The 8,944-nt window shown below is 61.7% G+C and carries 4 protein-coding genes, 1 tRNA gene and 2 rRNA genes (1 of these 7 cut by a window edge); 5 read left to right on the top strand and 2 right to left on the bottom strand.

The window, feature by feature from the left end; all coding sequences use genetic code 11:
* The 3 genes from AC1GI4_RS04730 to AC1GI4_RS04720 all read left to right on the top strand — a co-directional run.
* A 23S ribosomal RNA gene (locus AC1GI4_RS04730) occupies positions 1-1,940 on the top strand (it extends 851 nt beyond the left edge of the window).
* A gap of 135 nt (positions 1,941-2,075) precedes the next feature.
* Positions 2,076-2,190 (top strand): 5S ribosomal RNA (rrf, locus tag AC1GI4_RS04725).
* Between the two features lie 47 nt (positions 2,191-2,237).
* Positions 2,238-2,314 (top strand) — tRNA-Met (locus tag AC1GI4_RS04720).
* Positions 2,315-2,578: 264 nt separating this feature from the next.
* Here the strand turns inward: AC1GI4_RS04720 and AC1GI4_RS04715 are convergent.
* Positions 2,579-3,708, bottom strand: a protein-coding gene (locus AC1GI4_RS04715; protein ID WP_479628745.1) for an IS3 family transposase whose coding sequence is annotated in 2 segments (ribosomal slippage) — positions 2,579-3,456 and positions 3,456-3,708 — 1,131 coding nt in all. Because the reading frame shifts where the segments join, the coding sequence is not laid out codon by codon here.
* A gap of 626 nt (positions 3,709-4,334) precedes the next feature.
* Between AC1GI4_RS04715 and AC1GI4_RS04710 the strand changes: the two genes are divergently transcribed.
* The gene (locus tag AC1GI4_RS04710; protein WP_479628744.1) at positions 4,335-6,098 is read left to right on the top strand and encodes a methyl-accepting chemotaxis protein; all 1,764 of its coding nucleotides are present in this window, start codon (positions 4,335-4,337) and stop codon (positions 6,096-6,098) included.
* 59 nt (positions 6,099-6,157) lie between these two features.
* Here the strand turns inward: AC1GI4_RS04710 and AC1GI4_RS04705 are convergent, their stop codons facing one another.
* Positions 6,158-6,964: a transporter gene (locus tag AC1GI4_RS04705; RefSeq protein WP_479628743.1), complete on the bottom strand. Its 807-nt coding sequence runs from the start codon at positions 6,962-6,964 to the stop codon at positions 6,158-6,160.
* Between the two features lie 762 nt (positions 6,965-7,726).
* On the opposite strand from AC1GI4_RS04705, the gene AC1GI4_RS04700 reads away from it, so the two are divergent.
* A complete protein-coding gene (locus tag AC1GI4_RS04700) occupies positions 7,727-8,932 on the top strand; it encodes a carbohydrate porin (RefSeq protein WP_479628742.1) in 1,206 nt (401 codons plus the stop codon).
* Positions 8,933-8,944 lie beyond the last annotated feature (12 nt).

The raw sequence follows: 8,944 nt of genomic DNA, 5'->3' as shown, positions 1-8,944 counted from the left end.
ACTATTGAGGTAGTGCCTCGAGCGGACACCATAGGGGGTAGAGCACTGGATGGTTGCGGGGGTCGCGAGATCTACCAATACTAACCAAACTCCGAATACCTATGAGTGATACTCGGGAGACAGACGGCGGGTGCTAAGGTCCGTCGTCAAAAGGGAAACAGCCCTGACCTACAGCTAAGGTCCCCAAGTCGTGTCTAAGTGGGAAAGCATGTGGAAATCCCAAAACAACCAGGAGGTTGGCTTAGAAGCAGCCATCCTTTAAAGAAAGCGTAACAGCTCACTGGTCTAAACAAGGGTTTCTGCGGCGAAGATGTAACGGGGCTCAAGACACGCACCGAAGCTTAGGGTGTACACTTTGTGTACGCGGTAGCGGAGCGTTCCGTAAGCCTGCGAAGCGATCTGGTAATGGGTCGTGGAGGTATCGGAAGTGCGAATGCAGACATGAGTAGCGATAAAGAGGGTGAGATGCCCTCTCGCCGAAAGACCAAGGGTTCCTGCGCAAGGCTAATCCGCGCAGGGTGAGCCGGCCCCTAAGACGAGCCCGAAGGGGGTAGTCGATGGGAACCACGTTAATATTCGTGGGCCTGGTGGTGTGTGACGGATGGTGTGTGTTGTACGTCCTTATCGGATTGGACGTGCTTCGAAACTGTCCCGGGAAATAGCCCCACCGTATAGACCGTACCCGAAACCGACACAGGTGGTCAGGTAGAGTATACCAAGGCGCTTGAGAGAAGTGTCCTGAAGGAACTCGGCAAATTGCCTCCGTACCTTCGGAAGAAGGAGGCCCCACATGAGCGCAAGCTTTTGTGGGGGGCACAGGCCAGGGGGTAGCGACTGTTTAGCAAAAACACAGGGCTCTGCTAAGTCGGCTTCAAGACGACGTATAGGGCCTGACGCCTGCCCGGTGCCTGAAGGTTAAGTGGAGGAGTGCAAGCTCTGAAATGAAGCCCAGGTAAACGGCGGCCGTAACTATAACGGTCCTAAGGTAGCGAAATTCCTTGTCGGGTAAGTTCCGACCTGCACGAATGGCGTAACGACTTCCCCACTGTCTCCAGGACATGCTCAGCGAAATTGAATTCTCCGTGAAGATGCGGAGTACCCGCGGTTAGACGGAAAGACCCCGTGCACCTTTACTGCAGCTTCAGAGTGGCATTGGACAAGAACTGTGTAGCATAGGTGGGAGGCTTTGAAGCATTGGCGCCAGCCGATGTGGAGCCATAGGTGAAATACCACCCTGTTGTTGTTTAATGTCTAACCTCGTACCGTGAAACCGGTACAGGGACCCTCTGTGGCGGGTAGTTTGACTGGGGCGGTCGCCTCCTAAAGAGTAACGGAGGCGCGCGAAGGTTGGCTCAGGACGGTTGGAAACCGTCTGTTAGAGTGCAATGGCATAAGCCAGCCTGACTGCGAGACTGACAAGTCGAGCAGAGACGAAAGTCGGTCATAGTGATCCGGTGGTCCCTCGTGGAAGGGCCATCGCTCAACGGATAAAAGGTACGCCGGGGATAACAGGCTGATAACCCCCAAGAGCTCATATCGACGGGGTTGTTTGGCACCTCGATGTCGGCTCATCACATCCTGGGGCTGGAGCAGGTCCCAAGGGTTTGGCTGTTCGCCAATTAAAGTGGTACGTGAGCTGGGTTCAGAACGTCGCGAGACAGTTTGGTCCCTATCTGCCGTGGGCGTCGAAATTTGAGAGGAGTTGACCCTAGTACGAGAGGACCGGGTTGAACGTACCTCTGGTGTACCTGTCGTCGTGCCAACGGCGCAGCAGGGTAGCTATGTACGGACGGGATAACCGCTGAAAGCATCTAAGCGGGAAGCCTCCCTCAAGATAAGATTTCTCAGGACGGTCGAAGACCACGACCTCGATAGATCGGATGTGGAAGTGCGGTAACGCATGGAGCTAACCGATACTAATTGTCCTATTCGCGCTTGAGAGCTCCACACCCCCACCATCAGCCCTGGGCTGATGACACAACGGGTGCGGTCATCAACACAGCCAGTGCACGCATCGATTTTATACCCAAACACCCCATCCCAACAGATGGGGCCTGTATTCGCGGACTCTATTGCCTGGTGGCCATAGCGTCGGTGTCCCACCCGATCCCATCCCGAACTCGGCCGTGAAACCCGACTGCGCCAATGGTACTACTGCTCAAGCAGTGGAAGAGTAGGGCGTCGCCAGGCATTACAGCCCGCGAATACACAAAACCCATTCACAATTTCCCCCTTCTCGCGGGGTGGAGCAGCCCGGTAGCTCGTCAGGCTCATAACCTGAAGGCCGCAGGTTCAAATCCTGCCCCCGCAACCACCGCATTACAACGCCACACGCCGCCCTCCAGGGCGGCGTTGTCGTTTAGGGCATACCCCACCAATGACGCTACGCCGGTCACCACCTCCGCTGCAGGACCTCCCGGTTCAGCCGCATAGGTCGTCACCCGCTCGGTAAGCCGCGATATCACGATACAGCCGCCTGCCTGCCGTATGGGCCAGCACGGCGGTGTCTGCGGCTTGCACAGGATATAGCGTGCACTGTGGTGCGAGGGGCGTGACGTGCTCCCCAAAGCTCTACCAGTCATAACTGGAGTCCGGGGTTGGTATGGTGCCCCTCGGGGCGGTGTTGCACAACCCGCCTGGCAGCATCGGCGGGCGTCAGCCCGCCAACACCACTATGCGGGCGCACATGGTTGTAGTCGTCGCGCCATAGCCGCAGCACCGAGCGGGCATAGCCAAGCGACACGAACAGCGTCTCGTTGAGGCATTCGTCGCGCAGGCGACCGTTGAAGCTCTCGACATAGCCGTTCTGCTGCGGCTTGCCCGGCGCGATGTAGTGCCACTCGATGGGGCGCCCTTGCGTCCATCTCAGGATCGCCAAGCTGGTCAGTTCGGTGCCGTTGTCGCTGACGATCATCAGCGGCGATCCGCCTCGGACGGCGATGATGGCGTCGAGCTCACGAGCGACACGCGCGCCTGACAGCGAGGTGTCGGCCACCAGCGCCAGGCATTCCCGCGTGAAGTCGTCGACCACCGCCAGGATGCGGATGCGACGGCCGCTGATCAGCGTATCGCTCACGAAGTCGAGGCTCCAGCGCTGGTTTGGACCTTGCGGCAGCGCCATGGGCGCTCGGGTGCCCATGGCTCGTTTGCGACCGCGCCGGCGCCTGACCCGCAGGTTCTCCTCGCGGTATAGCCGCAGCAGCTTCTTGTGGTTCATGACCAGCCCCTCACGGGCCAGCATGATCCCCAGCCGCCGGTAGCCGAAGCGGCGACGCTCCGCCGCGATCTCCCGTAACCGCGACCGCAGGTCGCCATCATCACTACGCCGGGGCGCGTAGCGCACCGACGTCCTGTCCACGCCGAAGATCGTACAGGCCCGACGCTCGCTGATGCCGAACAGCTGTCGAGCGTGCTCGACAGCTTTCCGCTGAGCGGCGGGCTTCACCAATTTTTTCCCGCCACCTCCTTCAGCACGGCGTTGTCGAGCATGGCATCGGCCAGCAGCCGCTTGAGCCGGCCGTTCTCCTCCTCGAGCACCTTCAGCTTGCGTGCCTGCGACACGTCCATGCCGCCATACTTCGCCTTCCACGCGTACAGCGTCCCGCTGCTGATGCCGTGCTTACGACACACATCGGCGGTCTTCATCCCGCCCTCCTGCTCGCGCAGCACCGCGATGATCTGCTCCTCGCTGAACCTCGTCTTCTTCACGTCCGTCTCCTCACGAAGCCGGACTCTAGTTCAAACTGGCAGAGTTTCAGGGGAGCACGTCAGTGCGATAACGTACCAATCGAGACGGTCAACGGCCTCATAAGGCCGGTGCGATCTGCCGACACAGGCCGTGGCGCAGCTTGGAAGCCACCTGAATGTCGTCGCGCGCCTCATCGACACGGCAACGTAACCCCCACCCGACAGTCTCCGACAAACCCGGCGCGGTTTATTGCGCAGCTATGCAATCATCCATAAAGGTTGTTACTCCAGCTACATTACTGCTGATGAGGCTCCAGTGGATATCTATTCAGTAGGTAGAGTCCGCAAAAACGGTCTACAATGACTGGCGCCGCTATTGGTTCCCGCAAGATCGGTGTTTTTGCGGAAATTTGATATACTTCGAAGTGGCGGTTGTGTTGCTTTTTGAAAGTTTTCTTTAACGCGGCTTCATTATGCAATCGCTCGCCGCGACGTATGGTGATGGCGTGCAAGGTTGCTCTGTGCAGGTTCTTGCAGAGGCGTTCGGGCGTCGTGGGCGAGTTGTTGGCTTATCGCCTGATGCAAGCGTAGCGCAAAGGGCGAGCATCATCGGAGCATGATCCATGCGCTTTTTTGATAACCTTTCGATGGTAAGAAAGCTTACCCTGTGTCTGGGAGTTATTCTGGCGCTGACCCTCACGACGAACTTTGTCATTTATACGAAGAAGAACCAGGTTCGCGAAACGACGAGTATCAATGAGCATACGTACAAGGTCATCATGGCCTCGAACAAGCTCGTCGAGGGGATGGTCAACCAAGAGACAGGTCTTCGCGGTTATCTGCTGACGGCCGACCGGAATTTTCTGGCTCCCTACACTGATGGAGCGGCCGACTTCGACCGCGCCATGAAAGAAGCGCGGCGGCTGACCAGCGACAATCCGCAACAACAGAGCCGCCTGACCCAGATCGGTGCTCTGGCGCAGCACTGGCGCAATGAGGTCGCGGAGCCCAACATTGCGTTGATGGCTGCTCCCGCGACGCAAGGCGTCGCACGCGCGAACACGGCGAAGGGCGTGGGCAAGTCGCTGATGGATCAACTCCGCAACCAGGCGGGCGCCGTCATCACCATGGAAAACCAGCTTCTGGCGCAGCGACAGGTTGCGCAGGAGCAGGCCTTCGCCACGATCTCCCAAGCCATTTTCGGCGGGATGATGCTCAGCCTGATACTGGCCATCGCCATCCTGGTCCTGCTGGTCCGCCAGATCGCGCGGCCGGTGAATGCGGTCACCAACGGTCTCGTCGCGCTGGCAAGCGGGGATATGAGCGTGACGTCGGTCGATCAGGATCGCCGCGACGAGGTCGGGCGGCTGGCGGTCGCACTCGATAATCTGCGCGCGCAGTTGCTGGCGGCGGACGAGGCCAAGAGGGCGCAGACCCGCCTGATCGTCGACAGCGTCGGCGCGGCCCTGTCCAGGCTGGCGGAGGGTGACCTGCAATCCCGTCTGGATAGCGACCTCGACGGGCCCTTCGCCGCGATCAAGACCGATTTCAACCGCGCGGCGGATGCGCTGCAGACGGCCATGTCGCAGGTCTCCGTATCGACCGGCGGCATCCTCAACGGTGCGGCGGACATCCGCCAAGCCTCCGACGACCTGTCGCAGCGCACCGAGCAACAGGCGGCCAGCCTGGAGGAAACGGCGGCCGCCATGGACGAGATCACGACGACCGTGCGCAAGACCGCCGAGCAGGCGGGGCTGGCTCGCCAGATGGTCGGTCAGGCCAAGGACGAGGTCCAGCATTCGGGCCGGATCATGGAGGATGCGGTCGCCGCGATGAACGGGATCGAGCGCGCCTCGACCGAGATATCCGACATCATCTCGGTCATCGACGGCATCGCGTTCCAGACCAATTTGCTGGCTTTGAACGCCGGGGTCGAGGCCGCGCGCGCAGGGGATGCGGGCAAGGGCTTTGCCGTCGTCGCCTCCGAGGTTCGCGCGCTGGCCCAGCGATCCGCCGATGCGGCCAAAGACGTCAAGGAGCGGATTTCGGTGTCCGCCGATCAGGTCGATGCAGGCGTGGGACTGGTCAACCAGACCGGCGAGGCGCTCGGCCGGATCGTGACGCGTATCACCGAGATCAACGCCCTGATCGGCGACATCGCGGTGTCGGCGGAACAGCAGAGCACCGGGCTGCAACAGGTCAATATCGCCGTCAACCAGATGGATATGGTCACGCAGCAGAATGCCGCCATGGTCGAAGAAGCGACGGCCGCCGCCCGCAGTCTGGCGGGGGAGGCGGACGAACTCTCGCGGCAGATGGCTCGCTTTTCCATCGTTCGGAATAGCGGGCGGCCCTCCGCCAATATCTCCAGCCTCGACGATCACCGCTATCGCCGCGCGGCGGTGGCGTAAGGAATGACGGACGGGCGGGAGCGGGGCGGCCTTGCCGGGCCCGATCGCTTCCGCCGCGTTCAAAAAAGAATGGCGCCGCCGGTCACGAGGCGGAGGCTGGGGGCGGCATGGTTGAGGCCCGCCGCGGCCAGAATGTCGAACTGAACGACCTTGGTCGGTCGCCAGGCGGCCGACAGCGCGGCCAGGGCCAGAGTCTCATGCTGGTCGGGATCGTCGTCACGCTCCAGCGACAGCTCGGCGTTGGCGGTGATCTGATCGGTGAACTTGTAACGCACGCCGGTGATCTCGCTGTACGACAGATGCCGTCCCATGCCGGACTGGTTCGCCGCTGCATCGGCTTCCCCCGTTACCGCGATCGCGATCTTCTCGGTCAGCTCATATTGGATGGGGACGATGACCCCCGTCGACCAGGTGCCAGCCCCGACCGGATAGCGTCCGGTTGGGGCCGTGACAAAGGCCTGTATGCCCGCCGAAAAGGGCTTCCCTTTCTGCCCGGCAAGATGCTCGCGGATCGCGAAGGTCACGTCGCCGGTGCCTGTCACCGTGTCGACCGTTTCGCTCGCCTTGTCGCGTGTCCGGTCCCGGCCATAGCCGACCCATTCGAGCTGAAGCTCGGTATTCTTGCCCACGCCCAGACGGGTAAGGATATCGGCGGTGACGATACGGTCCTCGCGCTGGTCGGACTGGTCGTCTCGCTCCCAATCCAGCGCGGACATCTCGACATGCACCCGCCCCGGTTCGGTCGTGCAGCTCGATCCGCCGAGATTGGGACGCGTGGGGCAGAAGCGGGGCTCGTCCTGGGCGAGGGCAGGGGTGTCGATCATGATGGCCGCCACACTCAGCGCCCACGCCAAAACCTTCGCCATTTGTTTCCCCCCTTACAAATATCTGATCGGAAAGACTTTACATAGGCTTTCGTTCCGTTCGTCTCGTCCCGCCGCGACAGAGGCATTTTGACCTATCCGATTGTCACAACCGTCACCGCGCCCCGCGTGGCTTTCAGATAGGGGAGGCACTCGATGGGGCGCACCGGCCAGGCCCATGGCCTTGCGGGGCCATAAAGAATGGCCGTGTCCGCAATCGGCTACCGTGTTCCGGACGGCATCAGATATGTCACATCGAGATCGGACGCAGCCGTAAAATACAACCCGAGCTGTGCAAGAGCAGGAGACCGTTCAGTCGCCGAACCTATTCGCGATATATAGCGCCTTGACTGTTTTTCCAGCGCGGGCCGACACTTCGAAAGTATGTTTGGTTAATGAAAACTGCCTGCGGCAGGAACTCTATATTAAATCCCGCTGCTCTAAGCGCTCTCTCACGAGGAAGTCGCGAGCCATGCGGAATTTTGGGCAGCTTCGGCGCTCGTCGACGCATCTATCGAACCGAGGCATCGGCATTTTGATGGGACTGGCTTCGCGATGTGTAAACGGGGGGAGACATGCGCGCCACGATCCGGATCAAATTGGTCGCGACATTTGCAGCCGTAATTCCGATGCTTATGGGGTTCAGCGTCGATTGCTTGTCGACCCTGACCGGAAACCCGCGCGACGCCCGGCGAGCCGTGGCCGCATGACGCAGCCGCGGGGGCGCTCGCTTCCTGCCGACCCTCGGGGAAAGAGGCGATGGCGATGACGTTTCGTCAATCGATCATGCTGCTGACCGCCCCCATGCTGGCGGTTCTGCCGACGCCCGTTTTGGCGCAGGAAGAGGAGCCGCGCGCCGAAGCCGGTGGCGAGGGGGAGGACGCAGCTTCCAGCGCCTTCAGTCTCGATCTGCTCTACAAGGCCGATCTGGTCGGCGTCTCGGCGGGAAAGGGGCGGCGCGGCGCGCGGTTCCTGGACAATCTGGATCTGATCGCGTCGCTCGACCTGGAGCGCGCGGCGGGATGGCGGGGCGGCAGCGCCTATGTCGGCGCCTTAAGCAACGCCGGTGCGCGGCCCAACGATATCGCGGGAACGTTGCAGGGCGTGAACAATATCGAGGTCATGAGCCCGGACCTGTTGCTCTATCAGGCCTGGGTGCAGCAGCGCTTCGCCGGAGATCGTGGCTCGGTGCTGGTCGGCAAATATGACCTGAACAGCGAATTTTATGCCAATCCTGCGGCGGCGGCATTGATCGCGCCGGCCTTCGGCATCGGGTCGGAACTGGCGGCGACGGGCCCCAACGGGCCGTCGATCTTTCCCCAGACCGACCTGGCGATCCGCGTGCGGCTGAAGGGCAAGCGCCATTATGTGCAGGCGGCCGCCGTTCGCGCCCCGCGCGGGGTGGCGGATGAGAACGGCCCGCGTTCGGCCCTGTTGATCGCCGAGGCGGGGCTGAAGGGCCGAACGGCGATCACGGTCGGCGGCTGGACCTATAGCCATCGCCAGCAGCGGATCGTTCCGCCGGGCATCACGCCGGGCCCGGACACCGCTGCGTCGCATGGCCTCTATGCTCTGGTCGAGCGGGATCTGGCGGGCGAGGCGGGCAAGATCGGCCATTGGTGCGCCTTTCTGCGGGCCGGTCTGTCCGACGGGCTGACCACGCCGTTCGCCGACGGGGTGCAGGTCGGGGTGACCGGCCATGGCATCCTGCGGTCGCGCCCGGAGTCGCTGCTGTCGATCGGGCTGGCCACCGCCGGGCTCAGCCGTGCCTATCGCCGCGCCAATCCACCCGACGAACCGTCGCTGACCAAGACGGAAAGCACCGTCGAGCTGACCTATAGCGATCGGGTCGCGCCCTTCCTGACGCTTCAGCCCGATATCCAATATGTCCATCGTGCATCGGGCCTGCGTGATGCGACCGGCGTGGTGGTGCTGGGCCTGCGGGCGATCGTCGCCTGGAAGATCCACTAGGCGCGTCGTCTC

The organism is Sphingomonas sp. 77B (assembly GCF_056497825.1).
This window is presented reverse-complemented; position numbering and strand designations above follow the sequence as displayed.